This is a genomic window from Ruegeria sp. HKCCA5839 (genome assembly GCF_013035585.1).
Lineage (GTDB): Bacteria > Pseudomonadota > Alphaproteobacteria > Rhodobacterales > Rhodobacteraceae > Ruegeria.
In genome coordinates, this window is record NZ_WQIE01000006.1 from 173,259 (window position 1) to 197,375 (window position 24,117).

The following is a 24,117-nucleotide window of genomic DNA, read 5'->3' on the forward strand; positions in this document are numbered from 1 at the left end:
TCACCATGCTGCACAGTGCCAGTTTCACCCCGTCTGTCGTCACACTCACATTCGCGGATATGTCCCAATCGCGCTTTCACGCCGTCTGGCTGCGCGACAACGCGCTTGACCCGGAGACGCGCGCGCCGGGCAATGGGCAGCGTCTGATCACGATCGGGGACATCCCGGCAGATACCGAAGTCAGCGCCGCTGAGGTTGTGGATGGAGCCCTGCGTGTGACCTTCCAGCCCGAGGGCAAAACAGTCACCTTCCCCGGCCAATGGCTGGTCGATCACAGCTATGACCGGGACACCGCCCTTGAAACCGGGCGCGTCGCGGAAGGTATCACCACATGGGAGCAAGGGCTGACCGCGCCCAGCGCGGATTGGGCTGAAGTACATGCAAACCCAGTGGCCAAGCGCAATTGGCTCGCGGCAGTTGCCGAGTTCGGCTTTGCCAAGCTGACAGGAGGTCCGACCGACCCCGGCGCGCTGCTGAAAGTGGCCGACCTGTTCGGCTATGTGCGCGAGACCAATTATGGCCCGTTCTTTGAGGTTCGGACCGAGGTGAACCCCACCAACCTAGCCTATACCGGTTTGGGACTGCAGGCCCATACCGACAATCCCTACCGCGATCCTGTGCCGACGTTGCAGATCCTCTATTGTCTGGAAAACTCTGCCGAAGGGGGCGATTCAATTGTTGTGGACGGGTTTCGCGCCGCCCAGAGACTGAGGGATCAAAACCCCAATGGCTTTGCCCTGCTGGCCGGATATCCGGCGCGGTTTGAATACAGCGGGTCCGATGGGGTTTGCCTGCGCGCACGACGCCCGATGATCGAGCTTGCACCAGATGGCGAGTTGATCGGCATCCGGTTCAACAACCGCTCCTCGGCCCCTTTTGTGGATGTGCCCTTTGATCAGATGGAGGCGTTCTATACCGCCTACAGGCAATTCGCGGAAATCATCGATGACCCCGCTATGGGCGTGGCGTTCAAACTGGAACCGGGCGAGAGCTTTATTGTCGACAACACCCGCGTGTTGCACGCAAGGCTGGGCTATTCCGGTGCCGGGTCGCGCTGGCTGCAAGGCTGTTACGCCGACAAGGACGGGCTGCTGTCAACGCTGGCGGCAATGCAGGCCCAACACCCGGAGGCGGCGGAATGAAGCCTGATTTTTCGACCCTGAATCAGGCCAATATCGTGGCATTTCTGGCCGACATCTTTGAACGACGCGGCAGTGAGGAATACCTGGGCGAGCCAGTCACCATGGCGCAGCACATGCTACAAGGCGCGACAATTGCCGAGCAAAACAACATGCCGGAAGAGATCATCGTGGGTGCGTTGCTGCACGACATAGGCCATTTCACCTCGGAGTTCGGCAGCTATCACCCAGATGACACCGAAGACCGTCACCACGAAGATGCCGGCGCTGCGGTTCTCGAACAGTTCTTTCCTTCGGTCATTACCGATTGCTGCCGTTATCACGTGGCCGCCAAACGGTATCTCTGTGCCACAAAGCCCGCGTATTTTGATCGTTTGTCTGCCGCCTCGGTCCACACTCTGGAATTGCAAGGCGGTCCGATGAGTGCCGAAGAGGTCGCCACGTTTCAGGCCAACCCCAACCTCGAAGCGATTATTCAGGTGCGGTATCTGGACGAAGCAGGCAAGAGCCCCGACATGGACACGCCGGATTTCGCGCATTTTGCCCCAATGGTGCAGCGTATGGTGGATCGGCACATGGGTGACCCGAACTAGGCGACCAAGTGACCCTGATGTGCCGCACCGCGCCGGGCAATCCAGATCTGAACCGCCAGCAGATACGGGACGAAAAACGCGAAATTCTGCACCAGATCGAAGGGACCCAGAAAGTCGGGCTGCGAGCCGAGCCCCCCGGTCAACAGATACCACAGCGTATAATGCACGCGGTAAAGCCAGGACCCCAATGCCAGCCAGAACAGGCGCAGCCCCCAGGCCCAATGACCCGCGCGATCACCGCTCAGGGCCATGCGCGCCACCATCAGGGCCGAAGTGAACAGGCAGAGGCCATAAAGAAAGAAGGCAACCGACATCACCGGGCCGCCAATCGTTCCACGCAGCGGGATATAGGTCATTCCGGCCAGAGCCGTGACCAGCGCCAAGGCAACAAGGCTTGCTCCTAATGCGCGATGAAACCGCGTAAACCGCAGCCGGATGGGTTTCAGCAGCTGCAATGGCACCAGAGCCACCAGCAACGTCCCCGCAATGATATGTACGATCATGGCCGCGTTGCCGACACTGGCGTCAGGCACGAACAGATAGCTTTCGCCCTGCGACATACCGGTCCACACCATGCCAAACCCGTGCAAAACAAAGGGCAGCAAGGTCAGGTAGAAGATGACCAGTAAGGTGCCAGTAGTCAGGCGTGTTTTTAGGCTCTGCATAAACCAAGTTTAGCGCTGGGGTATGGAGCGTCCATGGCGTTACAGGCCCAGCACATCCACCATGTCATATTGACCCGGTGCCTTTCCCTGGCCCCACAGCGCTGCCTTCAACGCCCCGCGGGCAAAGATAGCGCGGTCGGTGGCGAGGTGACGCAGGACGATGCGTTCTCCGGGCGCGGCGAACAGGACATCATGCTCTCCCACGATGTCGCCGCCACGAATGGCGTGAAAGCCGATATCGCCGCGTTTGCGTGCGCCGGTGATGCCGTCGCGGGCACGGTCTGCCACATCCACCAACTTGACACCGCGCCCTTCAGCGGCGGCCTCGCCCAGCATCAAGGCAGTGCCCGAGGGCGCGTCGACCTTGTGGTGATGATGGCCTTCGATCACCTCGATATCGAAATCCTCGTCCAGCGCTGCGGCGACCTTTTTGGTCAGCTGTACCAGCAGGTTGACCCCGAGGCTCATATTGCCCGCCCGCACGATCACCGCATGGCGTGACGCAGGCTCGAGCGCTTCGATCTGCTCCTCGGTCATGCCGGTCGTGCCGATGACATGCACACAGCGCGCCTGTGCGGCCAGGGCGGCAAATTCCAAGGTTGCCTCGGGCGCGGTAAAGTCGATCACCGCCTGCGCCTGTGCAAACGCCTCCAGCGGATCATCGGTCACGGTGACGCCCAGCGCAGGGCCACCCATGGCGACGCCCACATCCTGACCGACCCAGTCGTGACCGGCGCGTTCGACCACACCCACCAGACGCGCCTGATCGCTGTCTGTCACGGTTTTGATCAGCATCTGCCCCATACGGCCCGAAGCCCCTGTGATAACGATCCCCGGTATATGGGTCATGGCGATGTTCCCTTGCTGCAGTTCGCTCAAAGCCTCCTACCCGGTTCGCGCCCGCTTGGCAAAGCCCCGCTTTGCGCTTAGATCGGGGGCATGGCTAAGAACAAATTTCACGATGGCCCCGGCCCGTCCCAACGACAACTGCGTGTCGGCGAACTGATCCGCCGCACCCTGTCCGAGGTTCTGGCACGCGGAGATGTCCATGACCCCGACCTGAACCGCATGTCGATTACCGTGGGCGAGGTACGCACATCGCCCGATCTGAAGATCGCCACCGCCTATGTGCTGCCCTTGGGCGGCAAGGGGCAAGAGGATGTGATCGACCTGCTGGCGCGCAACAAGGGCGAGCTGCGGCGCGCGGTCGGAAAGAAGGTCGGCCTGAAGTTCTCGCCCGATCTGCGGTTCCGGCTGGATGATACGTTCGACCGGATGGACGACACCCGCCGCATGTTCGAACAGGACGCCGTGCGCCGGGATCTGGACGAGTGATCCGCACGTTTGTCATCCTTGGCGCTGTCCTTTGGGCCGCGCAAGCGGGTGCGGTTACCTGCGAAAGACAGACCCATGCGGACAAGCGCTATACCATTTGCGAAGTGGATGGCGCAGCCGATCTGCGTCTGTTTCTGAATGATGAAGACGGTGCGGTTTTGGGCCATTTCTCGTCGGTGAACGAGGTTTTGGCGCCGCAGGGCAAACGGCTGGCCTTTGCGATGAACGCGGGCATGTATCATGATGACCGGTCGCCAGTGGGTCACTATGTCGAAGACGGTCAGGAACAGATGCGCGTGATCGCCAATCCCGGCCCTGGTAATTTTGGCTTGCTGCCCAACGGTGTGTTCTGCATCCGCGAGGGGCGCGCCGACGTTTTTGAAACGTTGGCGTTCCTTGATCAGGCGCCACAATGCCGGTTTGCCAGCCAATCCGGACCCATGCTGGTGATCGACGGCGAGCTGCATCCAAGGTTTCTGCCCGATTCGACATCACGCTTTATCCGCAACGGGGTTGGTACCAGTGCGGATGGGTCTCGGGTGGTGTTTGCCCTGTCCGAAGACGCCGTCACCTTTTACGAGTTCGGCAGCCTGTTTCGCGACGTGATCGACACCCCGAACGCGTTGTTCTTTGATGGCAATATCTCTCGTATGTATGACCGTGCCAGCAACCGGTCGGATGCCGGGTTTTCGCTGGGCCCGATTGTCGGCGTAGTCGAAGATGCGCCGGGAAATTGACAGCGGCAGAGCGATCCGATAACCCGCCCGCCTTAGCAAAGATCAAGGTGCAGAATGGGACGCAAGCGCAAGGGCCGCGACATTTCCGGTTGGCTGGTGGTAGACAAGCCCGCGGGCATGACCTCAACCGCCGTGGTCAACAAGGTGCGCTGGGCGATGGACGCGAAAAAGGCGGGCCATGCGGGTACGCTGGACCCAGAGGCAACCGGCGTTCTGGCTGTGGCGCTGGGTGAGGCGACCAAGACCGTTCCCTATATCACCGACGCTTTGAAGGCTTACACCTTCACCGTGCGTTTGGGTCAGGCCACAAACACCGATGATGCCGAAGGCGAAGTGATCGCGCAAAGCGATGCGCGCCCGTCGGATGCTCAGATCAAACAAGCGCTGGGCCCGTTTCTGGGTGAGATCATGCAGGTCCCGCCCAAATTCTCAGCCGTGAAGATCGACGGGCAACGTGCCTATAAGTTGGCCCGCGAGGGCGAGGATGTGGACTTGGCCGCCCGCCCGCTTTGGGTTGAGGAACTGGTTCTGATCGACCGCCCCGACCCCGACCACGTGGTACTTGAGATGACCTGTGGCAAAGGCGGTTATGTCCGCTCGATTGCACGGGATCTGGGCGAGGCGTTGGGCTGTCACGGCCACGTCAAGGAACTGCGTCGCATCTGGTCCGGCCCGTTCGAGGTACAAGATGGTCTATCCATCGAACAGATCGACGAAATGGCCAAGACGACGGCGCTCGACGAGTACCTGCACCCGCTGGAAACTGGTCTGGCAGACCTGCCCGAGCTGAAATGCACGCCCGAAGGCGCCACACGCCTGCGCAATGGCAATCCGGGCATGGTGCTGGCCAGTGACGTGGATTATGGCGACGAAGCCTGGGCCTCGCTGGAGGGCAAGGCGGTGGCGGTCGGCATCTACAAATCGGGCGAGCTGCACCCAAGCCGCGTTTTTGTCACCAGTTGAGCCGCGTCAGGCCGCCTGACGCAACTGATGACCCAACCGCAAAACCTCGGACACCAAAAGCTCCAGATCCTGCGCCTGGGTGCGGTGATTGTTGACCGCCACCCGCAGGCAGTGTTCACCGCGCACTGTTGTGTCTGACAGAACGGCTGTGCCTTGCTCTTGCAGGCATAGCATGATCTCGGTGTTGACCGCGCGCAGCGCCTCGGGGCTGAGCCCGCCGGGATCATAGCGGAAACAGACGATATTGATGTTGGTGGGGAACATCAGGGCGAGGTCACTTTCAGCCTCGATCAGAGACGTCAGAACCTGCGCCTTTTCGATATCCTGATCGATCAGCCGGCCGAATTTCTGCACCCCGTGCTCGCGCAGCGACATCCAGACCTTGAGCGCGCGAAACCCGCGCGAGGTTTGCAGGCCATAATCATGCAAGAACGCAGCTCCGGCCACCCCCCTTGTCTGCGGTTTGAGGTATTCGGGCGTCAGGGTGAACGACGCATGGTGCGCATCGTGATCTCGGACCAAGGCGCAGCCAACTTCAAAGGGCGCGTGCAGCCATTTATGCGGGTCCAGCGCCACCGAATCCGCGCGTTCGATGCCTGCGACACGCCAACTGTTGTCATGGGCAATCGCGATCAACGCACCAATGCACCCGTCCACATGAAACCACAGGCCTTCAGCCTCGCAGAAATCGGCAATCGCGTTCAGGTCATCTATAGCACCGGTGTTCACGGTTCCCGCCGTTGCAATCACACAGGCCGGGGCGAACCCGTCCGCTCGATCCCGCGCCACCATGCGCGCCAATTCCCCCAGATCCATGGTCAGATCATCGCGCGTCGGAACGCGGCGCAGCGCCTTGTTGCCAAGGCCAATCGTTTCCAGTGACTTCTGGTGGCAGCTGTGGATCTGGTCTGACCCGTAATAGCGCAGCGGGCGTTCTATCGCGGCGACGCCCTCTTCGCGGATATCGATCCCCGATTTCACGTTTCGCGCCACGGTCAGGCCGATCATGTTCGCGACGCTGCCGCCACTCACCAAGGTACCGCTGGCCCCTTCCGGCAGCCCGATCATCTCGCGCAGCCAATCCACTACCTGCCGGTCGATCAACGCTGCTGCGTGATTGCCGCCCCCCAGGTTCGAGCCCTGAATGGCAGCCAGAAAATCGGCCATGGCACCGGTGAAATTGCTGGCCCCCATATACCAGCCCCAGAACCGGGGATGGATATTGCCCATCGGGTACTGCATCACCTGCGTTGTCACATCCTCCATCAGGTCGCCCATCGGCATCCCCTGCTGTGGTGCAGGGGTTTCGAACCCTCGGCGGATCTCGGGCGGCATGTCCTGCCAGATCGGGCGGTCCCGCACATCGCGCGTATGGTCCAGCGCCATGTCCAGCATTTCATGCGCCAGTTTGCGGGTCTCTTCCCAATCGGACGGGTCCAGTGTTTCAAATGCCATTGCTTCCCCCCAGAAAACGCAGATCAAATGCCAGCACGATAGCACAAGCGCGCGTTTGTAACATCTGCACTTGTCATCACCGGCCAAACCGGCGAAACCCATTGCGATGATCACCCGCTCCCACATCAAAGGCGACGCACCTTCGACCGCCGTTTATTCCGATTGCGAGGCCTATCGCTATAGCTTGACCCGCGTTTGGGATCCTGCCGGACGCAAGGCGCTGTTCGTGATGCTGAACCCCTCGACCGCGACCGAGGTGCAGAACGATCCCACGGTCGAGCGGTGCGAGCGGCGTGCCCGCGCGCTGGGGTTCGGCGCGTTTCAGGTGACCAATATCTTTGCCTGGCGCGATACCGACCCACGCAAGATGCGTGCCGCCGTCGATCCAGTGGGGCCCGAAAACGACGTGGCCATTCTGCAAGGTGTCGCCTGGGCCGATCAGGTGATCGCCGCCTGGGGTACCCATGGCGCACATCTGGAGCGTGGACTAGCGGTCGAGGCTTTGTTGCGCGACACCGGCCAGCCTCTGTTCCATTTGGGGCTGACCAAAGAGGGGCACCCCAAGCATCCTCTCTATATCGCCTATACCCAACAGCCAGAGCCTTGGTGACAAACGGTTAACCAAAACAGTAACTTAGCTTTGACCCACCAAGCTGACTGATGGGATAGTCCAGGCTCGGAGCAATGTGCTTTCGGAGGGTCCCCATGTTCCTGATTGGCTTGTTTGGATTTGCGGCGATCGGCGGCGCCGCCTATGCCATGGGTGACGTGTTCACCACCCAAGAGGCAGAGGATGACGATCAGATTGACGAAGGCGAAACCGACGAGCTGACGGAAGGTGAGTTTCTGGAGATCGACGATACCGATCCGGAAGAGACCGGGCAGGTCCTGTCGGATCATGATGGCCATCTGGTGATCGCCGGGGATGAAAGCGATGACGTGATCTCGGGGCAGGACGGCAACGACCAGATCAACGGGTATGAAGGCGACGATCTGCTGAACGGCGGTACCGGGAACGATGTGATCCACGGGGCCGAAGGCGATGACCTTCTGATCGGAGGTCAGGGCAATGATATCCTTCATGGCGAGAATGGCGACGATCATCTGTCTGGATCTGAAGGGGACGACGCCCTTTATGGCCATTTTGGCGATGATGATCTGAACGGCGATACCGGGCAGGATGAGCTGTTTGGCGGTCAGGGCGATGACATATTGGACGGTGGTGCTGGTGATGATGCGCTGCAAGGCGGTGGCGGGGATGACTACCTGACTGGTGGCGCAGGCGAAGACGTTCTGTTTGGTGGCGACGGGGATGACATCCTGTCGGGCGCGGATGAGGATCACATCCCCGAAACAGACTTCCTGAACGGTGGCGGAGGCGATGATATATTGCTGGCCGAGAGCGGTGACGTGGTCACCAGCGGTGCAGGAGCGGATGATATCTACATCACCACCGAAGCAGACCAAGACAGTGTCATGATCATGGATTTCGAGGTTGGCCAGGACAAACTGCTCATCACATGGGACGCGACCGAAACCCCCGAGGTCACGATCGAACAGGATGAAGAAGACACCAACCTGACCCATGTCGCGGTCGATGGGCAAGACGTGGCACAGCTTTACGGGGCGGAGGGCCTGACCGCTGCGGATATCGAATTCGTGACTGAGGCCCATTTGGATCAGTTCGTGTTCCGACCCTGAACCCATTGCCAATTGCAAAAATAGCGCCTATACGCGCCCATCCGCATTGGAATCGGTGCGGTTTTTCTCCATGGGCCTGTGCTGGACGACATCCCGGCCTGCGCCATCAACTCTAACCTGTCAAAGGAGACCCCGATGTCGATTACTGCCGCTGAAAAAGCACGCGTCATGAAAGAATTCGCAACCAAAGACGGCGACACCGGTTCGCCGGAAGTCCAGGTTGCCATCCTGACCTCGCGCATCAACACCCTGACCGAGCACTTCAAAACCCACAAAAAAGACAACCACGGTCGTCGCGGTCTGTTGAAAATGGTCGCCCAGCGCCGCAAACTGCTGGACTACCTGAAGGGCAAGGAAGAAGCACGCTATCAGGACCTGATCAAAAAGCTGGGCATCCGCCGCTAAATGCTTTTCGAATACTGATCTGAATCCAGTAGATACTGGTTCGAACGCCCGCTTTTTTTGACGGGCGTTTTTCTTTGGTTTACTCACAAGTCACAACCCGGTCGAAGGTTCGAAACCCAGAATATCAAACATCTTCTTCCCGGCGGTGTTGAATTTTTGGACCCGGCCACCGACGCGAAGTACTGTCAAGCAACGGAAACGTCCCTTGTCGGCGGCCATGGACACACAGACCTGGTCAGTGTCGGTTATTGCGAAGGCGCCCGCGCCTTGCCAACCTCCATTGGTCAATTCACCGCTGACGATGTTATTCGGGGCATAATAGAACCGAAAGGTCTTGTCCCCCGATTTGGCTGTAACTGTGTGACCGATCAAGATCTCCGCAATCTGGTCGGCGTTGAGCCGCTCTCCACCGTCCGCCAAAGCGTTCTCAAGATCTGTCTGAGCAAAAGCTGCGCTGCCGAAAAATGTGATCAATGCTGCTAGAATAGCTGAGTTCCGTCGTGCCATATTCTGTCTCCAATTCAAAAGCTGTAGTGTCGGGCAGGTCACCCGAGCCGAAAGGTAAGCAAAAGCAGGGCGCTAAGCTTGATGGCAAGCTGACATTTTCTGACATTCTGATAACAATCGCCAAAGCCCGTTGAGCGGTGGCAACGTCACGGGGTAAGTTATGATATGTACGAGTTTTTGGATTTCAGACTTGAACCGAAGAAGGGACTCAGCCGTGAGGGAGACCCGATTGCCCTTGAGCCCCAGGCCCTTTTGCTGCTGGAATTCCTGCTCAGGCACCGGGACAGGATCGTAAGTAAACAAGAGATCATAGATGAAATCTGGAATGGGGCTGCGATCACCGACGCCGCGCTGAATACGCGTATTCGGTCGGTTCGCAAAGCTCTGGGGGATTCAGCAGCCCGTTCCAACTTTATCAAAACTTTCCCCAAACGCGGGTTTCAATTCGTTGCACCAGTGCAGCCGGTTGCACCGCCTCCAGGTTTCGCGGAAACGCCCTTTAAACGCAGGGCCCTTTTGGCTGGTCTGATCATGAGCCTTGCACTTGTCGCGTTTGCAATTCTAGGTTTTCGCGATCCGACTACGTTGCCAGAGGGCGAAAAACCATCGCTAGCCGTCGTCAGATTTGACAATCTTAATGGCGAGAGCGCGGGACAGTACTTTGTCGATGGCCTTACGGACAATCTGATCGCGCAGTTGTCGCGCAATCGAGAGCTGTTCGTAGTCTCAAGCGCGACAATGTTTTCCTTTTCTGACGGTCAGTCGACACCCATCGAAATCGCAAGAGAGCTAGGGGTCAATTACGTTGTCCGAGGCAGTGTCCGACGCGAGGGCGATCTGGTGCGCATCAGCGGAGAACTGATCGACGTCGCGGCGAGCGAGACCATCTGGGCGGAAGCGTTCGAGCGTCAAATGACGGACATCTTCAGCGTTCAGGACGACATCAGCCAAGCCATCGCCGGTCGGTTGCTTCCGGAAATCTATCAGTCAGACGTGGTGCGATCACAGGATAAACCAACTCAAGACATCGGCGCATGGGATTTGTATCTGCGGGGTCGCGCACGACAGGCGGTGTTCTCGAAAGAGGCTCAGGAAGAAGCAGTCCAATTTGCACAAGACGCCATACAAGCCGATCCGAATTTCGCAGCGGCGCACAGCCTGCTGGCACGGGCTCTTGGAACAATCTTCTTTTTTCAGTGGTCCGATGACCCGCAGGATACGTTGGTTTCGGCAACCCAATCCGCAAGACGCGCGATAGAACTGGACGACCAGGACGCGCAGGCTCATGCGGCGCTGGGGTATATCTATCGCTTTACGGGCGAGGTCGATCCGGCCATTGCAAACTTGGAACGCGCTGTTGCGCTGAATCCGAATGACGCGCGTATCCGGCTAGAGCTTGCACATACATTTGACTGGTTTCGGATGCAGGAACGCGCATTGCCCGAGATTGAAATGGCGATCAAACTCAGCCCGCGCGATCCTTTGTTGCAGAACATGCTCTTTTACAAAGGACATATCCTGTTTCACCTTGGGCGCCACAACGAAGCACTGGAGGTTGCGCACCAGTTGGGCGCTGTCGCGACCAGCAATACGTGGCGGCTGTTTCATCATTTGCTGAGCGCCGCGAACCTGAACGAGTTGGGTCGGGGTGAGGATGCGCAGAAGGCTGTCAACGCTGCGTTGGAGATAAATCCCAACCTGTCAATTTCAGCAATGCAACGGCAGTTCGCAGGCTCGAAGAACCATCCAGAAAACCGACGGATATGGTTGTCCAGCCTGAAGCAAGCTGGCGTTCCGGATTGATCGCTGCGCCGGATTTGACGCGCTGATGCAGGAAAACGGCTGAATTAACAGTTAAACTGGCTTGTGCGTGCAACTCTGCGCGTTTTCTTTGGCCGTCGTTCCCACTTCCCTTTATCCCCAAACTCCTGTATGCGCCCAGCATCTGAGACGTTGTGCCCTGACCCCGGCACTCGAATGGAAGATAAAGTGGGGTCGGCGGCAATGGGGCCGCCACGCAAAACCGGAGACCCGCAGGGGCGGGAGTGCTCCGTTCTAGGATACGCATATGTTTAATGTAACGAAGAAATCAATGCAGTGGGGCGAAGAGACGCTTACACTGGAAACCGGCAAGGTTGCCCGTCAGGCGGACGGCACCGTGATTGCCACGCTGGGCGAAACCAGCGTCATGGCCAACGTGACCTTTGCCAAGCAACAAAAGCCCGGTCAGGACTTTTTTCCGCTGACCGTCCATTACCAAGAGAAATACTATGCTGCCGGTAAGGTTCCGGGCGGCTTCTTCAAGCGCGAGGCGCGCCCGACCGAGAAAGAGACGCTGACCGCGCGTCTGATCGACCGTCCGATCCGCCCGCTGTTCGTTGACGGTTTCAAAAACGAAGTTCTGGTGATGTGCACCGTTCTTTCGCATGATCTGGTTAACGACCCCGATATCGTGGCAATGATCGCGGCTTCGGCTGCGCTGACCATTTCTGGCGCGCCGTTCATGGGCCCGATCGCCGGTGCCCGTGTTGGTTTCGTGGATGGTGAATATGTCCTGAACCCAACTGTGGACGACATGCAGGACCTGCGCCTGAACCCTGAACAGCGTCTGGATCTGGTTGTCGCTGGCACCAAAGACGCCGTGATGATGGTAGAATCGGAAGCCTATGAGCTTTCTGAGTCCGAGATGCTGGGCGCCGTGACCTTTGCGCATGAGCAAATCCAGCCGGTGATCGACCTGATCATCTCACTGGCCGAAGACGCCGCCAAAGAGCCGTTCGAATTCGCGGCGCCGGATTACTCGGAGCTCTACGCCGCTGTTTCGGCTGCCGGTGAAGAGCAGATGCGCGCCGCCTTTGCGATCACCGACAAGCAAGAGCGCACCGCTGCTGTTGCTGCGGCCCGTGAAGCGATCAAGGAAGCGCTGACCGAGGAACAGCTGGAAGACGCCAACCTCGGCTCGGCGATGAAAAAGCTGGAAGCTGGCATTCTGCGTGGCGACGTCGTCAAAGGCGGCAAGCGGATCGACGGTCGCTCGACCACTGATGTCCGCGCGATTGAGGCTGAAACCTCGCTGCTGCCGCGCACCCATGGTTCCGCCCTGTTCACCCGTGGTGAAACACAGGCGCTGGCCGTGACCACACTGGGCACCGGTGACGACGAACAGTTCATCGACGCGCTGCATGGCAACTTCAAATCGAACTTCCTGCTGCACTATAACTTCCCGCCCTATTCGGTTGGTGAAGTGGGCCGCGTGGGTTCGCCCGGCCGTCGCGAGATCGGCCACGGCAAGCTGGCATGGCGTGCCTTGCAGGCGGTTCTGCCCGCGCCAACTGACTTCCCCTATACAATCCGCATCGTGTCCGAGATCACCGAATCCAACGGTTCCAGCTCGATGGCATCGGTCTGCGGCGGTTCGCTGTCGATGATGGATGCGGGTGTTCCCCTCAAGGCACCGGTTGCCGGTGTTGCGATGGGTCTGATCCTGGAAGATGACGGCGACTATGCGGTTCTGACCGACATTCTGGGTGACGAAGACCACCTGGGCGACATGGACTTCAAAGTGGCAGGTACCGAAAACGGCATCACCTCGCTGCAGATGGACATCAAGGTTGCAGGCATCACGCCAGAGATCATGGAGAAAGCCCTGGCGCAAGCCAAAGACGGCCGGATGCACATCCTGGGTGAGATGGGTAAAGCTCTGTCCGAAACCAACGAGTTCTCGGTCCACGCCCCGCGCATCGAGACCATGAACATCCCCACCGACAAGATCCGTGAAGTGATCGGTTCGGGCGGTAAGGTCATCCGCGAGATCGTGGAAACCTCGGGTGCCAAGGTCGACATCAACGATGATGGCGTCATCAAAATCGCCTCGCCCGATGGAGAGTCGATCAAGAAGGCCTATGAGATGATCCACTCGATCGTCGCCGAGCCGGAAGAAGGTCAGATCTATACCGGGAAAGTGGTCAAGATCGTCGATTTCGGCGCTTTCGTGAACTTCTTTGGCAAGCGCGACGGTCTGGTCCATGTATCCCAGATCGAAAATCGCCGCCTGAACCATCCGTCGGATGTTCTGAAGGAAGGTCAGGAAGTAAAGGTCAAGCTGCTGGGCTTCGACGACCGCGGCAAGGTTCGCTTGTCGATGAAAGTGGTCGATCAGGAGACGGGCGAAGAGGTCGTGCCTGAGAAGAAAGAAAAGAAAGAAGACGCAGAGTAATCAGCTCTTTTTCGAATGATAAAGGCCCCGGTGGAAACGCCGGGGTCTTTTTTTGCTCTCTAAAGCGCAACGAATGGAAGTTTTGAGCCCAAAGTTTCACTAGTCGGTACGCAGTTTTGAGAGCATGGGGCAAGAGACATTCCCGCTGTCACAGTTGGCTGTGAGTTCGTTCAGCGCCGCTTCCAATCGCTTCAGCTCGTTTATCTTTTCACGCACATTGAAGATATGAAGCTCAGCCAGCTCTTTTACGGATCGGCAATCCTCTTCGTCGCCTTCGGACAGGCTGAGAAGCGTATTTGTATCGGCTAGCGGAAAACCCAAATCACGGCATTTTTTCAGGAAACGTAGCCTTCCAACATCGTGCGCGGAGTACATCCGCCGGTTGTTAGTTGCCCGTAGTGGTTTGGGCACGATCCCTTCGCGTTCATAGTAGCGGATCGTTTCAATGCCGACACCGCTTTGCCGGGATGCTTCCCCAATCGCAAACATGTTAGTTTTCCCGTCTTGATCCTGTAGCGACTACAGAAGTTATACAAGAGGCTGACATTTCGACAACTCCAGCCAGTCAAGGGAATGAAATGCAGAAGCACCTTAGTGTTAGTTACCTGGGATCACTGTCAGCACTCGGCGTCGCGACTTGCTGTGTATTGCCCATGACAATGATGCTGCTGGGACTAGGAGGCAGTTGGCAAGCCATTTTCGGAAAGATCGCGGCGGCAAGCTACTACGTACTGGCGATTTCGACGGCGCTTGTCGCTATATCGTGGCTTGTGTCTTATCAGCGCGGCTCCTTAGCAAAGTTGAAATGGTGGCTTTCGGGGACGACCGCAATCACCGCGTTAGCTTGGGTCGTCGTCTTTAACGAAACTCGGATCAACGATTACCTGATAATGCAGATGTGAAACAATGACAGAGCAAACTGTAGTGCTTGAAAGCACCCTGACGTGCCCGAAATGCGGTCACAGCGAAACCGAAATAATGCCGACGGATGCTTGCCAGTGGTTCTATGAATGCAAGTCTTGCGCCGTAGTCTTGAAGCCGTTGGAAGGAGATTGTTGCGTCTACTGCTCCTATGCCACGGTGCCTTGCCCGCCGATCCAGAATGGCGATAGTTGTTGCGGATAATAAAGTCAGATTTGTCCGTGCTATGGCCACTTAGCTCAGCAACACCCACGCAGCAATCTGCGCGGGTGCTTCTCTCAAAGAACCAGAACACCACTTGACGCATCACTCCGGGCGCACGACAAGCTGCGGTTCGCCGTTTGATGTGTGGCGCGGGGATCGTCCGTCCCAGCCTATGTCGCCTGTGACGCGGTGGCGGAAGGATGAGAAACTGTCGAATGTCACCACGTCCACGGGGTCGTCGAATTGCAAGGTCAGGCGACGGTGTTCGCCGTCTCCTAGCATTGTCATCCCGCGGATTTCGGCCGTAAATGCCTGACCCAGATAGTGGCCGGACACGCGGTCTCCGACGCGCAGATGCAGCCGGTTTCCCGCTTGTGCGTGCAAGGTGTTCCAGTCTCGGGCGCCATGTTGATGAGCGATAAGTTCCAGTGCCTTGCTGTGCGTGATGTCTACTCCTTCGGCAGACAGGTGTTGGCGCAGCCGTTTGGCCTGCGTTTTTAGGTCTTCGATCGAAGGGATCGGTTTTGACACGGTCATGTTTGCCTCGTTTCCTAAAACGGGCGCGAAGTCAGGACGGTGTTCGCATTGCCATCCGCGCGCCTGGAAAAGGGCAACAGATGTTTGGTCAAGCGGGTTTCACCAAAGCCAAAGGGCCGCGAACGGCAGGAGACCCGAACCTGCCCGCCTTTTGGCATTCGCCGGGCGGCCTGTCAATCAGACCGCGTTGTGCAGCTCGCTATCGGGTTCAAGATGGATGACAAAGACCGATCCGGGAAATCTGTCTTTCAGCACCGCTTCGATCTGATCGCAGATGTCATGGGCCGCGGCCACGGTCATACCGCCTTCGACCACCAGATGAAATTCGACAAAGATCATGTTTGCGGACCTGCGACCGCGCAGATCGTGGTATTCCAACGCGGGGCCCAAATTGGCCTCGATAATGGACCGCACCGCCTTCAGGTCGGGTTCAGATAAGGTGGCGTCCATCAGCCCATCGACCGATTTACGGATCACTTTCCAACCTTCCCAAAGGATGTTCAAAGCAACCAGTATGGCAAGGATCGGGTCAAGGATCAGCCATCCGGTTGCAAGCGCAAGCAGCAGGCCGAGGATCACCCCCACCGAGGTGATGATGTCGGTAAAGATATGCTTTGCGCTGGCCTCAAGTGCGGGTGACGCTTGCCGCCGTCCGATCTGCAACAGCATGAACGCCCAGGCTGCGTTGATCGCCGTGGCCAAAGTGTTGACCACCAGCCCCAAGGTCGGGGTGTCGTGCAACTGCGGCGATGGCAGAGCCATGATCGCCTCGCGCAGGATCAGCAACGCTGCCAGAACGATCAGTGTGCCTTCGACCACCGCCGAAAGGTATTCGGCCTTTTTATGACCAAACGGGTGTTTCGCGTCAGGCGGCTTGCCCGCGACCCAGACGGCAAAGAACGCAAGCAGCGCTGCCACCACGTTGACCACGGATTCCAAGGCGTCCGACAGCAGGGCAACCGATCCTGTCAGGTGCCAGGCGAAAAGCTTCAACGCCAATACCGCGATGGAAATCGGGATCGACCACAGGGCGAATTTCTGGATCATCAAGCCGGTTTCTTGCTGCCTCACTCTTTGTGTAGCATCCAGGCGCCGGTTCCGCCTGTCTTTTTTGCAACGATCAGGCGTCGGCCTGCGCGGCCTCATAGGCCAACATCGCGCGTTTGACCGGCAAGCCCCAGTGATACCCGCCCAAACCGCCCGATTTGCGCAGGGCGCGGTGGCAGGGGATCAACCAGCTGACCGGGTTGCGCCCGACCGCCGTTCCCACCGCCCGCACCGCCTGAGGTGTGCCGACGCGTTGGGCAATCTCGGAATAGGTGGTGACCTGACCCGAAGGAATGTGCATCAGCGCCTCCCACACCTTGATCTGCAAAGGTGATCCGATCAGGTAGAGCGGCGTCGGCTCCAGCCGATCACTGGCCGCGCCAAAGGCGCTGAGCACCCAAGGGCGCAGGCGCATCGGATCTTCGACAAACTGTGCCTTGGGCCAGCGCGAGATCATGTCCTCCATCGCAGCTTCTTCACCAGTTTCAGCGCCAAAGGCTATGCCGCAGATACCCCTGTCGGTTCCCATGACCAATGCCGGGCCAAAGGGGCATTCGAACCAGCCCCAATAGATCGTCAGCCCGTCACCTTTGCGGGCGTATTCACCGGGGCTCATGGATTCCCACTTCAGGAACAGATCGTGCAACCGGCCGCTGCCGGACAACCCGACGTTATGGGCGGTTTCCAATGTCGTGAACCGCTCGCGCAGCAGCGCCTTGGCGTGGCCCAGCGTCAGATATTGCTGGTACCGTTTCGGCGATACCCCGGTCCAGCGCGAGAACAGACGCTGGAAATGCGCCGGGCTCATATCCATCTGGCGGGCCAGATCTTCGAGGCTGAGGGATTCGCCGCCTTGATCGATCAATTCGATCGCGCGGCGCATGACGTTGTAATGGTATCCGCTTTCGGGGGCCTGGACGTTCATTTCACACCTCATCTGTTGATCCAGACCTTAGCGCGCAGGCCCCGCCCCCGCGACCCGGAACTTGCGCATTGGCTTAGGGCTTGTGTCACAGGGCCATGGGCGGCATTAAGGCTCGGATGGCAAAGCAACTTGATTATCACACGATCCGCGAGATCTTTACACGTTTCCAGCAGGCCGATCCCGAACCCAAGGGCGAGTTGGAGCATGTGAACGTCTATACTCTGGTCGTTGCTGTGGCCCTGTCTGCGCAAGCAACAGATGCGGGCGTCAACAAGGCCACGCGCGAATTGTTCAAGATCGCCGATACGCCGCAAAAGATGCTGGATCTGGGCGAAGAAGGTCTGATCGAGCATATCAAGACCATCGGCCTGTTTCGCCAGAAGGCCAAGAACGTCATCAAGCTCAGCCGCATTCTGGTCGAGGACTATGGCGGTGAGGTTCCCAATTCCCGCGCCGCGCTGCAATCGTTGCCAGGTGTCGGGCGCAAGACGGCCAATGTAGTGCTGAACATGTGGTGGCGCCAACCGGCACAGGCCGTTGACACGCATATCTTTCGCGTCGGCAACCGCACGGGCATCTGCCCCGGCAAGGATGTGGACGCGGTGGAACGCGCCATCGAAGACAATATCCCTGCGGATTTTCAACTCCATGCGCATCACTGGCTGATCCTGCATGGACGCTATCATTGCAAGGCGCGCAAACCGATGTGCGGAACCTGCATCATCCGCGATCTCTGCCAATTTGAGGATAAGAACTTATGAAAACCTATCAGCTCACCGGTATTGGAAATGCCGTTGTGGACGTGATCTCTCAGGCCGATGACAGTTTTCTGGAACTGATGGGCATTGAGAAGGGTATCATGCAACTGATCGAACAAGAGCGCGGCGAAGTGCTCTATGCGTCGATGGAAGGGCGGGTGCAGACGCCGGGCGGGTCGGTGGCCAATACCATCGCGGGTGCCGGTGCGCTGGGGCTGGAGTCGGCCTTTATCGGGCGCGTCCATGACGATGCGCTGGGGCGGTTCTACGCCGATGCGATGAACGAAGACGGTGTTGATTTTGTGAACCCGCCGGTGCCGGGTAGAGAGCTGCCGACCTCGCGCTCGATGATCTTTGTGTCGCCGGATGGTGAGCGGTCGATGAACACCTATCTGGGTATTTCGTCCGAACTGTCCTCGGCAGATGTCTCGGCGGATGTGGCAGGAAACAGCCAGATCATGTTCCTCGAAGGCTATCTGTTCGACAAGGAAAAGGGCAAAGCCGCGTTTCTTGAGGCAGCGCGCGCCTGTCACAAGGGTGGCGGCAAGGCCGGGATCGCCATTTCCGACCCGTTCTGCGTGGAACGGCACCGGGTCGATTTCCTTTTGCTGATCGAAAATGAGCTGGATTTTGTGATCGGCAACGAGGCCGAGATCAAATCGCTGTTCGAAACAGATGACCTTGAAGACGCCTTGGCCAAGACCGCGCAGATCTGCCCTCTGGTCGTCTGCACGCGTTCAGGTGATGGCGTTACGATTTTGAACGGCGAGGCGCGTTTCGATGTGCCCGTCGAAAAGGTTGTGCCCGTGGATGCCACCGGTGCAGGCGATCAGTTCGCGGCGGGCTTTCTGTTCGGCATGGCCACCGGTCGCGATTACGAGACCTGCGCCAAGATCGGCAACGCCTGCGCGCGCGAAGTGATCAGCCATATAGGCCCGCGCCCCAAGGCGAACATGCAGGATCTGCTGCGCGCTGAAGGGTTGCTGTAACCAACCCTTACAGGCCCGGAGCCGCGTCGTTCAGGGCCCAATCATATTCATAGGCATTGACGCGCCTTGCCTGTTGCAGCCGTGTCCGAAGCTCGGGCTCGGCGGCCTTGGAAATGGCTGCGATGACGGCTTGTTCATTCGGCCCAAAATCCTCGCGGAACCAGATATAGATCTTGGACAGGATCAGCCGCCCGCGATCATCAAACCGAACGCCGCGCGGGTCATTGACATAGGCGCGCTCGGCTGCCGCCAGATCCCGCTCCAACGTGCCCGCCTGCCATGCCCGGTCCATCAGGTTCGGGCACCCCACAGCGGCGCAGTTCAGCGCATAATGGATGCGTGGTTCCTGAAAGGTGGGGCGGATGATCCGATGTTCGATATCGTTCAAGGTCAGAGTTTGACCTGACACAACGGCAACCGGGCGGTTCCACGGGCCGATTGACAGCGGGCCCTCGCTGATATTGCGAATGGATGCCACCGGGTAGTTTTCAAGCACCAGATCAACGGTGATCGCATTGAAGAGGTTGATCCAATAGGCCAGCTGCTGATCGCGGGTCAGAGTGGCGGGATCAACCGCTTGCAAGGTATTCAGATAGGCCTCAAGGCGCGCGCGGTCAGCGGCAGACACCTGGCCATACGCCACTCGGTTCACACCGCTTGCATCGGTGGACACATAAGTGGAAAGAAACCTGTCCCACTCAGAATGACTGACCCTGGTACCGGGAGGGTCCGCCAACCGCGTCAGAGCACTGTTCTCGAGCGGCGTTGGCGCGGGCAGAGCCAAACGCTCGACACTTGCACATGCGGCCAGCAAGGGCAGCAACAGGCATAAGATAAAAGCTCTCACGACGCATCCCTCTGCCGTTCGCGCATCGCGCGCATCTGACCCTTGAGCCGTTTCAGAGGGGCCAGTGACGGGTCATCCAGTTGCGGAAGGTCCGGGCGGCTGGACAAGCCCTTTCGGGTTGGGTTCCACCAGAAAGACCCCATTTCGCTGTCCACCTGATCTGCCTCTGCCAGCTGCGCATCGCGCTGAGCGTTATGCGCGCACATCGACATCGGGCCGTTTGCGGTGGCCACCATGAAAACGCAGGAGGCGCAGCGATCCTCCTCTAACGCGTCAGCGGCCATGAAATTGTGAATGAACACCGCCTGCCGCCGGGCTCGTCCCCTCAGCAAGCCACCACCCAATCGCAGAGCGCATCCCGCCAGGTGCAATCCCGCACGCAGCGCTAAAAGAGGCCTGCGCAAAACAAGGCGCTTTACCGCCTCGGCCGTGTCGATGTGACCCTGATTGGACTCGTCATATTGCTCGAGCGCGTCGATCACCTGATGGACCAAAGGCGCGTTCGACAGCAGTGAGACCGCTCGACCACCGGCCGACACCACGCTGGCATATCGGTTGCAACGGGAATGACCGACGGATGCCGTGTCAAAGTGCAACGGGGTTTCATACCCGTCCTCAATCGCTTTGCTCACAGAGGCCTGCGTGATACCCTCGGGCCGAGCGCGCAGAACGCCACGACCGGTATCCGCCTGCATCTGGAACGAGACAAAAGCGATTTCAGGTTGGTCCCGCATGAACCGCGCCAGCGCAGGCAGCTCGGCAAAGTTTCCCGCGAAAACGGTTGTGTTGAACAGAACCCGCAAGCCCAATCCCCGTGTCCGGCGAATATAGGATCGGCGCACCCGGTTCAGTTCGGTCTCGGTTTCAAAGCCATTGCGCTCTTGCGTCAGATCGACGTGAAAGGCCACGTCATCCAGCCCGGCTGCGGCCAGTCGTGCCAACATGGCCCGGCTGGTGCGAATACCGTTGGTCATCAGGCAGGATCGCATTCCAAGACGGTGGATTTCGCGACATAGCGCTTCCAGGTCCTCGACCTTGCGCAGCGTCGGATCACCGCCGGTCAGTTGCACCGAGGTTCCGGGCCCATAGTGACTGTGGATCGACTCGAGCCGCGCAAAAAGGACCGAGAGAGGCGGGTCATAGGTCAGCTCGGCGCTGTCGGACAGGTAACACAGCGTACAGTCCAGATTGCACCGCTGAGTGACTTCAAGCGCCACGCAGGCGATGGGATAGAACCGGCCCGCGGTCTGGCCCGGCCCGTATTCACCCGAGGACCACAGACCGTCCCGCAAGGGGGCACGCCGGTCAGAGCCGACAAACCGGCGTCCGGCAGGAGCAAATTTAGCGGGGCTGAGAGCAATGTCTTTCATGCCTCAAAGCTAGAGGCCTGTTCCAAACCAGGCTATCCGCCCTCACGCCAAGTTGTCAGCGCATGAGTTTCGGTGAGCCAATCCAGTTGCGCATGAAACATTTGGACTGAATCCGCAGTGGTTTGGACCGTTTTGCTGTCACATCAGGTCAAATACCCGTCAAATGCCGCTATCACCTGAGCGTAAACGTCTCGTTTAAACGGAACGATTTCGTCGACCAATTGGCTAGGGTCTTGCCATTTCCAACGGGTGAATTCCGGATGTTCGGTTTCGATATCGATCTGATCGTCGCGCCCGAGGAATTTCAGCAGATACCATTTCTGCTCTTGCCCGCGATAGCGGCCTTTCCAGATCTTGGGCACGATATCATGCGGCAGATCATAGGGAAGCCAGCCTTCGGTCTCGGTCACGATCTCGACCAGATCCGAGGTCACGCCGGTTTCTTCCCAAAGTTCACGCAACGCCGCATCGCGCGGGTCTTCGCCCTTGTCCACCCCGCCCTGCGGCATTTGCCAGGCATCCTTGTGGCGGTCACTGCGTTGACCCACAAAGATCTTGCCATCGGCATTCATCAGCATCAGCCCGACACAGGCGCGATAGGGCAGTTTGGCGATTTCTTCGGGGGACATGCGCGGCCTCTTGATCTGTGCGCCCTCTAGTAACAAGCCCCGGCCTGACCGCAAAGGGGGTGACGTCAGGTTTCGCGTGACAGTCGCGCAACGCCCAGCGATTGTCTTTGCGAAATAAGGGAGAGTTTCACGATGACCGCGTACCCGAACATGCTGGCCCCACTGGATCTTGGCTTTACCACGCTGAAGAACCGCGTGTTGATGGGGTCGATGCATACGGGGCTTGAGGAAACCGGCGACTGGAACCGCGTGGCCGAGTTCTATGCCGACCGGGCACGCGGTGGCGTGGCGCTGATGGTCACGGGCGGGATTGGTCCCAATCTGGAAGGCTCGGTGCTGCCGGGGGCGGCGATGATGACCTCGGACAAGGACGTCGCGAACCATTCCATCGTGACCGACCGCGTACATCAGGCCGGTGGCAAGATCGCGATGCAAATCCTTCATGCCGGGCGGTATGCCTACGGCCCCAAATGCGTGGCCCCCAGCCCGGTGAAATCTCCGATCTCACCGTTTCCGCCAAATGAATTAGACGAAGACGGGATCGAAAAGCAGATCAGCGACATCGTGAACGCAGCCCGGCTGGCCCAGAAGGCGGGTTATGACGGGGTCGAGATCATGGGGTCCGAGGGGTATTTTCTGAACCAGTTCCTTGTCACCCATACGAATAAGCGAGAGGATCGCTGGGGCGGATCATACGAAAACCGGATGCGCCTGCCCATCGAGGTGGTGCGCCGCACGCGCGAGGCCGTCGGCACCGATTTCATCATCATTTACCGTCTGTCGATGATCGATTTGGTGCCCAATGGCTCGACCCATGAAGAAGTCGTCGAACTGGCGCAACGGATCGAAGCGGCTGGCGCGACGATCATCAACACCGGCATCGGCTGGCATGAGGCGCGGATCCCCACCATTGCCACCAGCGTCCCGCGCGCGGCTTTTGCATGGGTGACCAAAAAGCTGATGGGCAAGGTTGGGATTCCGGTAATCACCTCAAACCGGATCAACACGCCCGAGGTCGCCGAAGAGGTTCTGTCGACCGGATGCGCCGATATGGTGTCGCTGGCCCGACCAATGCTGGCGGATGCGGACTTTGTGAACAAAGCCATCGCAGGGCAGTCTGCGCAGATTGCGCCTTGCATCGCTTGCAATCAGGCCTGCCTGGATCACACGTTCAGTGGCAAGCTGACCTCTTGCCTGGTCAATCCGCGCGCCTGCCACGAGACGGAGCTGGTTATCGAAAAGGCTGATACCCCCAAAACCGTTGCCATTGTCGGGGCCGGCCCCGCTGGCCTGTCCACCGCAATGACCGCAGCCCAGCGCGGTCACAGTGTTACCCTGTTTGACCGCGCCGCCGAGATCGGCGGTCAGCTGAACATGGCCAAACAGGTGCCCGGTAAGGAAGAGTTCTGGGGTCTGGTCGATTGGTACCGCACTATGATGGACGATCTGGGTGTTCAGGTGGAACTGAACCGCGAGGTCGCGGCCGATGACCTGACCGGTTTTGACGAGGTGGTGATTGCCACCGGCGTCACCCCCCGCGATCCGGCGATTCCGGGGCAGGACAGCGACAATGTTCTCAGCTATGTCGACGTACTGCGCGGCAAGGCCGAGGTGGGCAAAACCGTCGCCGTAGTTGGCGCAGGAGGAATCGGGTTTGACGTCTCGGAATTCCTGCTGGAAGACGGCCACAGCGCCACAACCGACCTGCCGCTATGGATGAAGGAATGGGGCGTGACCGATCCAGAACAGCACCGCTCGGGCCTTGCGCCCGAAGGCCCTCAACCCGCCGCCCCGGCGCGTCAGGTCACGCTGTTGCAACGCAAGAAACAGGCGCATGGCAAAGGGCTGGGCAAAACAACCGGCTGGATTCACCGCGCCACCTTGAAGATGAAGAACGTCAATTTCGTTGGCGGTGTGAACTATGAACGCATCGACCAGCACGGCCTGCATGTCAGCTTTGGCGAAGAGCGCGCAGACCCAACATTGATTGCAGCTGACACGATCGTGCTCTGCGCCGGTCAGGTCTCGGATCGCAGCCTGGCAGATGCCCTGATCGAACGCGGCATCACCCCCCATGTGATCGGAGGCGCAGACGTCGCCGCCGAACTGGACGCCAAACGCGCAATCAATCAGGGCACCCGGCTGGCGGCGGGTTTTTGATGGTCTGACGCCAG

The 24,117-nt window shown here is 58.9% G+C and carries 26 protein-coding genes; 15 read left to right on the plus strand and 11 right to left on the minus strand.

Translation table 11 applies throughout. The features are described from left to right. Positions 1 to 5 precede the first annotated feature (5 nt). Positions 6 to 1,142: a gamma-butyrobetaine dioxygenase gene (locus GOV38_RS16465; protein WP_171209181.1), complete on the plus strand. Its 1,137-nt coding sequence runs from the start codon at positions 6 to 8 to the stop codon at positions 1,140 to 1,142. Beyond that, on the plus strand, positions 1,139 to 1,732 hold the full coding sequence (locus tag GOV38_RS16470) for an HD domain-containing protein (RefSeq protein ID WP_171209182.1): 594 nt from the start codon (positions 1,139 to 1,141) through the stop codon (positions 1,730 to 1,732). Before GOV38_RS16465 ends, GOV38_RS16470 begins: the two co-directional genes overlap by 4 nt. Here GOV38_RS16470 and GOV38_RS16475 read toward each other — a convergent pair. Together GOV38_RS16475 and dapB are read right to left on the minus strand one after the other, a co-directional pair. Beyond that, positions 1,729 to 2,397, minus strand: coding sequence for a DUF2306 domain-containing protein (locus GOV38_RS16475; RefSeq protein WP_171213022.1), 669 nt, complete (start codon positions 2,395 to 2,397; stop codon positions 1,729 to 1,731). The two genes, GOV38_RS16470 and GOV38_RS16475, sit on opposite strands and share 4 nt — an antisense overlap. 39 nt (positions 2,398 to 2,436) lie before the next feature. Further along, positions 2,437 to 3,246: a 4-hydroxy-tetrahydrodipicolinate reductase gene (dapB, locus tag GOV38_RS16480; protein ID WP_171131989.1), complete on the minus strand. Its 810-nt coding sequence runs from the start codon at positions 3,244 to 3,246 to the stop codon at positions 2,437 to 2,439. A gap of 90 nt (positions 3,247 to 3,336) precedes the next feature. On the opposite strand from dapB, the gene rbfA reads away from it, so the two are divergent. Genes rbfA through truB form a run of 3 tightly spaced genes read left to right on the plus strand, consistent with a single transcriptional unit; the run spans position 3,337 to position 5,432 of the window. Then, entirely contained in the window at positions 3,337 to 3,732 is a 396-nt protein-coding gene (gene rbfA / locus GOV38_RS16485) for a 30S ribosome-binding factor RbfA (RefSeq protein WP_171101588.1), read from the plus strand. Continuing rightward, on the plus strand, positions 3,729 to 4,469 hold the full coding sequence (locus GOV38_RS16490; RefSeq protein WP_171209184.1) for a phosphodiester glycosidase family protein: 741 nt from the start codon (positions 3,729 to 3,731) through the stop codon (positions 4,467 to 4,469). The genes rbfA and GOV38_RS16490 overlap by 4 nt, the downstream gene beginning before the upstream one ends. Positions 4,470 to 4,523: 54 nt before the next feature. Further along, positions 4,524 to 5,432 carry a tRNA pseudouridine(55) synthase TruB gene (gene truB, locus GOV38_RS16495; RefSeq protein WP_171209185.1) on the plus strand — a complete coding sequence of 303 codons (909 nt, stop codon included), beginning with the start codon at positions 4,524 to 4,526 and terminating at the stop codon, positions 5,430 to 5,432. Positions 5,433 to 5,438: 6 nt separating this feature from the next. Here the strand turns inward: truB and GOV38_RS16500 are convergent, their stop codons facing one another. Further along, positions 5,439 to 6,887 (minus strand): pyridoxal-dependent decarboxylase, encoded by a 1,449-nt coding sequence (locus tag GOV38_RS16500; RefSeq protein ID WP_171209186.1) that lies wholly within the window; start codon positions 6,885 to 6,887, stop codon positions 5,439 to 5,441. A 106-nt stretch (positions 6,888 to 6,993) separates the two neighbouring features. Here GOV38_RS16500 and GOV38_RS16505 point away from each other — a divergent pair, with 106 nt between their 5' ends. The 3 genes from GOV38_RS16505 to rpsO all read left to right on the plus strand — a co-directional run bounded on the left by GOV38_RS16505 (position 6,994) and on the right by rpsO (position 8,993). Next, a complete protein-coding gene (locus GOV38_RS16505) occupies positions 6,994 to 7,497 on the plus strand; it encodes a DUF1643 domain-containing protein (protein ID WP_171209187.1) in 504 nt (167 codons plus the stop codon). Between the two features lie 95 nt (positions 7,498 to 7,592). After that, the gene (locus GOV38_RS16510; protein ID WP_171209188.1) at positions 7,593 to 8,588 is read left to right on the plus strand and encodes a calcium-binding protein; all 996 of its coding nucleotides are present in this window, start codon (positions 7,593 to 7,595) and stop codon (positions 8,586 to 8,588) included. A gap of 135 nt (positions 8,589 to 8,723) precedes the next feature. Next, positions 8,724 to 8,993: a 30S ribosomal protein S15 gene (rpsO, locus tag GOV38_RS16515; RefSeq protein WP_068336567.1), complete on the plus strand. Its 270-nt coding sequence runs from the start codon at positions 8,724 to 8,726 to the stop codon at positions 8,991 to 8,993. 90 nt (positions 8,994 to 9,083) lie between these two features. On the opposite strand, the gene GOV38_RS16520 is transcribed toward rpsO, so the two are convergent. Continuing rightward, a complete protein-coding gene (locus GOV38_RS16520; protein WP_171209189.1) occupies positions 9,084 to 9,500 on the minus strand; it encodes a hypothetical protein in 417 nt (138 codons plus the stop codon). A gap of 165 nt (positions 9,501 to 9,665) precedes the next feature. On the opposite strand from GOV38_RS16520, the gene GOV38_RS16525 reads away from it, so the two are divergent. Next, positions 9,666 to 11,303: a winged helix-turn-helix domain-containing protein gene (locus tag GOV38_RS16525; protein ID WP_171209190.1), complete on the plus strand. Its 1,638-nt coding sequence runs from the start codon at positions 9,666 to 9,668 to the stop codon at positions 11,301 to 11,303. A gap of 265 nt (positions 11,304 to 11,568) precedes the next feature. Continuing rightward, positions 11,569 to 13,716, plus strand: a complete 2,148-nt coding sequence (gene pnp, locus GOV38_RS16530) for a polyribonucleotide nucleotidyltransferase (protein WP_171209191.1) — start codon at positions 11,569 to 11,571, stop codon at positions 13,714 to 13,716. A gap of 99 nt (positions 13,717 to 13,815) precedes the next feature. Here the strand turns inward: pnp and GOV38_RS16535 are convergent, their stop codons facing one another. Beyond that, complete coding sequence (locus GOV38_RS16535) at positions 13,816 to 14,205, minus strand: MerR family transcriptional regulator (RefSeq protein ID WP_171209192.1); 390 nt, start codon at positions 14,203 to 14,205, stop codon at positions 13,816 to 13,818. Between the two features lie 164 nt (positions 14,206 to 14,369). Here GOV38_RS16535 and GOV38_RS16540 point away from each other — a divergent pair, with 164 nt between their 5' ends. Both GOV38_RS16540 and GOV38_RS22400 read left to right on the plus strand, forming a co-directional pair. Further along, positions 14,370 to 14,618, plus strand: a complete 249-nt coding sequence (locus tag GOV38_RS16540) for a hypothetical protein (protein WP_254430570.1) — start codon at positions 14,370 to 14,372, stop codon at positions 14,616 to 14,618. A gap of 4 nt (positions 14,619 to 14,622) precedes the next feature. After that, on the plus strand, positions 14,623 to 14,841 hold the full coding sequence (locus GOV38_RS22400; protein WP_254430571.1) for a GDCCVxC domain-containing (seleno)protein: 219 nt from the start codon (positions 14,623 to 14,625) through the stop codon (positions 14,839 to 14,841). Between the two features lie 102 nt (positions 14,842 to 14,943). On the opposite strand, the gene GOV38_RS16545 is transcribed toward GOV38_RS22400, so the two are convergent. The 3 genes from GOV38_RS16545 to GOV38_RS16555 all read right to left on the minus strand — a co-directional run bounded on the left by GOV38_RS16545 (position 14,944) and on the right by GOV38_RS16555 (position 17,350). Then, positions 14,944 to 15,378 carry a glyoxalase superfamily protein gene (locus tag GOV38_RS16545; RefSeq protein ID WP_171101599.1) on the minus strand — a complete coding sequence of 145 codons (435 nt, stop codon included), beginning with the start codon at positions 15,376 to 15,378 and terminating at the stop codon, positions 14,944 to 14,946. A 177-nt stretch (positions 15,379 to 15,555) separates the two neighbouring features. Next, positions 15,556 to 16,425 carry a cation diffusion facilitator family transporter gene (locus GOV38_RS16550; protein WP_171209194.1) on the minus strand — a complete coding sequence of 290 codons (870 nt, stop codon included), beginning with the start codon at positions 16,423 to 16,425 and terminating at the stop codon, positions 15,556 to 15,558. A 73-nt stretch (positions 16,426 to 16,498) separates the two neighbouring features. Beyond that, the gene (locus tag GOV38_RS16555) at positions 16,499 to 17,350 is read right to left on the minus strand and encodes a bifunctional helix-turn-helix domain-containing protein/methylated-DNA--[protein]-cysteine S-methyltransferase (RefSeq protein WP_171209195.1); all 852 of its coding nucleotides are present in this window, start codon (positions 17,348 to 17,350) and stop codon (positions 16,499 to 16,501) included. 116 nt (positions 17,351 to 17,466) lie between these two features. On the opposite strand from GOV38_RS16555, the gene nth reads away from it, so the two are divergent. Both nth and GOV38_RS16565 read left to right on the plus strand, forming a co-directional pair. Further along, complete coding sequence (gene nth / locus GOV38_RS16560; protein ID WP_171101602.1) at positions 17,467 to 18,111, plus strand: endonuclease III; 645 nt, start codon at positions 17,467 to 17,469, stop codon at positions 18,109 to 18,111. Continuing rightward, on the plus strand, positions 18,108 to 19,097 hold the full coding sequence (locus tag GOV38_RS16565) for an adenosine kinase (RefSeq protein WP_171209196.1): 990 nt from the start codon (positions 18,108 to 18,110) through the stop codon (positions 19,095 to 19,097). Before nth ends, GOV38_RS16565 begins: the two co-directional genes overlap by 4 nt. Before the next feature lie 7 nt (positions 19,098 to 19,104). Here the strand turns inward: GOV38_RS16565 and GOV38_RS16570 are convergent, their stop codons facing one another. From GOV38_RS16570 to GOV38_RS16580, 3 genes are all read right to left on the minus strand, one after another. Continuing rightward, positions 19,105 to 19,944 (minus strand): DUF547 domain-containing protein, encoded by an 840-nt coding sequence (locus GOV38_RS16570; protein ID WP_171209197.1) that lies wholly within the window; start codon positions 19,942 to 19,944, stop codon positions 19,105 to 19,107. Next, positions 19,941 to 21,314, minus strand: a complete 1,374-nt coding sequence (locus tag GOV38_RS16575) for a radical SAM protein (protein WP_171209198.1) — start codon at positions 21,312 to 21,314, stop codon at positions 19,941 to 19,943. Before GOV38_RS16575 ends, GOV38_RS16570 begins: the two co-directional genes overlap by 4 nt. A 143-nt stretch (positions 21,315 to 21,457) precedes the next feature. Beyond that, positions 21,458 to 21,943 carry an RNA pyrophosphohydrolase gene (locus GOV38_RS16580; RefSeq protein WP_171209199.1) on the minus strand — a complete coding sequence of 162 codons (486 nt, stop codon included), beginning with the start codon at positions 21,941 to 21,943 and terminating at the stop codon, positions 21,458 to 21,460. A 132-nt stretch (positions 21,944 to 22,075) separates the two neighbouring features. Here GOV38_RS16580 and GOV38_RS16585 point away from each other — a divergent pair, with 132 nt between their 5' ends. Next, a complete protein-coding gene (locus tag GOV38_RS16585; protein ID WP_171209200.1) occupies positions 22,076 to 24,103 on the plus strand; it encodes an NADPH-dependent 2,4-dienoyl-CoA reductase in 2,028 nt (675 codons plus the stop codon). Positions 24,104 to 24,117: the final 14 nt, after the last annotated feature.

Excerpts from the sequence above, each read along its gene's own strand:
- GOV38_RS16505 (WP_171209187.1), top strand. The coding sequence starts at position 6,994 with ATGATCACCCGCTCCCACATCAAAGGCGACGCACCTTCGACCGCCGTT.
- GOV38_RS16565 (WP_171209196.1), top strand. The coding sequence starts at position 18,108 with ATGAAAACCTATCAGCTCACCGGTATTGGAAATGCCGTTGTGGACGTG.
- truB (WP_171209185.1), top strand. The coding sequence starts at position 4,524 with ATGGGACGCAAGCGCAAGGGCCGCGACATTTCCGGTTGGCTGGTGGTA.
- GOV38_RS16520 (WP_171209189.1), bottom strand. The coding sequence starts at position 9,500 with ATGGCACGACGGAACTCAGCTATTCTAGCAGCATTGATCACATTTTTC.
- pnp (WP_171209191.1), top strand. The coding sequence starts at position 11,569 with ATGTTTAATGTAACGAAGAAATCAATGCAGTGGGGCGAAGAGACGCTT.
- GOV38_RS22400 (WP_254430571.1), top strand. The coding sequence starts at position 14,623 with ATGACAGAGCAAACTGTAGTGCTTGAAAGCACCCTGACGTGCCCGAAA.
- GOV38_RS16525 (WP_171209190.1), top strand. The coding sequence starts at position 9,666 with ATGTACGAGTTTTTGGATTTCAGACTTGAACCGAAGAAGGGACTCAGC.
- GOV38_RS16535 (WP_171209192.1), bottom strand. The coding sequence starts at position 14,205 with ATGTTTGCGATTGGGGAAGCATCCCGGCAAAGCGGTGTCGGCATTGAA.
- dapB (WP_171131989.1), bottom strand. The coding sequence starts at position 3,246 with ATGACCCATATACCGGGGATCGTTATCACAGGGGCTTCGGGCCGTATG.
- nth (WP_171101602.1), top strand. The coding sequence starts at position 17,467 with ATGGCAAAGCAACTTGATTATCACACGATCCGCGAGATCTTTACACGT.
- GOV38_RS16575 (WP_171209198.1), bottom strand. The coding sequence starts at position 21,314 with ATGAAAGACATTGCTCTCAGCCCCGCTAAATTTGCTCCTGCCGGACGC.
- GOV38_RS16510 (WP_171209188.1), top strand. The coding sequence starts at position 7,593 with ATGTTCCTGATTGGCTTGTTTGGATTTGCGGCGATCGGCGGCGCCGCC.
- GOV38_RS16550 (WP_171209194.1), bottom strand. The coding sequence starts at position 16,425 with ATGATCCAGAAATTCGCCCTGTGGTCGATCCCGATTTCCATCGCGGTA.
- rpsO (WP_068336567.1), top strand. The coding sequence starts at position 8,724 with ATGTCGATTACTGCCGCTGAAAAAGCACGCGTCATGAAAGAATTCGCA.
- GOV38_RS16500 (WP_171209186.1), bottom strand. The coding sequence starts at position 6,887 with ATGGCATTTGAAACACTGGACCCGTCCGATTGGGAAGAGACCCGCAAA.
- rbfA (WP_171101588.1), top strand. The coding sequence starts at position 3,337 with ATGGCTAAGAACAAATTTCACGATGGCCCCGGCCCGTCCCAACGACAA.
- GOV38_RS16580 (WP_171209199.1), bottom strand. The coding sequence starts at position 21,943 with ATGTCCCCCGAAGAAATCGCCAAACTGCCCTATCGCGCCTGTGTCGGG.
- GOV38_RS16545 (WP_171101599.1), bottom strand. The coding sequence starts at position 15,378 with ATGACCGTGTCAAAACCGATCCCTTCGATCGAAGACCTAAAAACGCAG.
- GOV38_RS16465 (WP_171209181.1), top strand. The coding sequence starts at position 6 with ATGCTGCACAGTGCCAGTTTCACCCCGTCTGTCGTCACACTCACATTC.
- GOV38_RS16540 (WP_254430570.1), top strand. The coding sequence starts at position 14,370 with ATGACAATGATGCTGCTGGGACTAGGAGGCAGTTGGCAAGCCATTTTC.
- GOV38_RS16475 (WP_171213022.1), bottom strand. The coding sequence starts at position 2,397 with ATGCAGAGCCTAAAAACACGCCTGACTACTGGCACCTTACTGGTCATC.
- GOV38_RS16470 (WP_171209182.1), top strand. The coding sequence starts at position 1,139 with ATGAAGCCTGATTTTTCGACCCTGAATCAGGCCAATATCGTGGCATTT.
- GOV38_RS16555 (WP_171209195.1), bottom strand. The coding sequence starts at position 17,350 with ATGAACGTCCAGGCCCCCGAAAGCGGATACCATTACAACGTCATGCGC.
- GOV38_RS16585 (WP_171209200.1), top strand. The coding sequence starts at position 22,076 with ATGACCGCGTACCCGAACATGCTGGCCCCACTGGATCTTGGCTTTACC.